Source organism: Oleiphilus sp. HI0067, from assembly GCF_001635735.1.
The window spans coordinates 1-1,032 of sequence record NZ_LWFI01001021.1 but is presented as its reverse complement, the minus strand read 5'-3'; the positions used below and the strand labels follow the sequence as shown (position 1 = coordinate 1,032).

At 44.9% G+C, this 1,032-nt stretch carries 2 protein-coding genes; both read right to left on the bottom strand.

Annotation, left to right across the window (positions count from 1 at the left end; all coding sequences use genetic code 11):
* On the bottom strand, positions 1-339 hold a 339-nt coding region (locus A3739_RS13690), incomplete at its 3' end, for a bifunctional 2-polyprenyl-6-hydroxyphenol methylase/3-demethylubiquinol 3-O-methyltransferase UbiG (RefSeq protein WP_156502584.1).
* A 46-nt stretch (positions 340-385) separates the two neighbouring features.
* Positions 386-1,032: hypothetical protein (locus tag A3739_RS29955; protein WP_197472321.1), on the bottom strand; the 647-nt coding region annotated here is incomplete at its 5' end.

Below are 1,032 nucleotides of genomic sequence, written 5' to 3'. Positions count from 1 at the left end.
AACGCCATCCACCAAAATAAAATCGAATTTATATGCAGGGTTTTCGAGAGAGGGTAAATTAGGAAGCGCATCATTTATCCACTCAATATCAAGTGCATGAAAATGCGCCTTCGCAATATCAACGAACTCTTTTAAGGGCTCTACGGCAACCGCGTGATAACCGAGATTCGCAAACGCTGCTGCGTTCTGACCAACACCCGCTCCTACATCTAATACGCTTGCAGGAAGTGGTGGCAGAAGCTTGAAGAAATCACTGTTAATCTCTTCAAAAGATAAACCTAGGCTTACTGATGCAAAACGCTCGACTGCTTTTTCATACCCCGTTGTGCCGATAACCATTGGCGCTCCCACTTTTATATTAACCAAGCAAATGCTCAAAGTACGCTTAGGAGGCCGCTTGCACCTTCGCGATATACTTGAGCCAGCTTTCGACACTTTTTACCTGCGCGTGATCGCTCGGCATCTCGGCAAAGGCTTGTTTTGCTTTATCGAACTCGTGACGATTTACATAGGAAATCGCCAACATATACTGCAGATAATTATCGGAATGCTTCTTCAACCACGGCTTCAACAATACTTCTACCGCCGCCCACTCTTGCGATTCAAAATAGATCTGAACAAGCTTATTCACATACTTAACTTTCGGTGCGCGCTTAAGTAATTCTTCAAACACTAAAGCGGCTTGCTCATATTCTTTTGCTTCAGAAAACAAAGCTCCCTCTAGTTGAAGGTTAGTAACAGAGCTATCGAGGATTTTCTTGTTCCGCGCTTCTTGAATCGCAACAGCTGCTTTGTAAGGCATACCATCTTGATTCATCAACTGAGCCAACCGCTTATAATCTTTTTCATGCTGCTCAAGCCCATGCTGATGAGGCAAACGCGTACTATCCAAGGCACCTTTATGATCGCCCAGCTGCATATAGAAGCTTGCCAAACGACGCCATTCTTCTGCCTTATCACCATAATGATTCACTAAACGACGCTGCGCCTTAACCGCTTCTTTCCAATGCTCTTGATACACCTGCGCCGCTA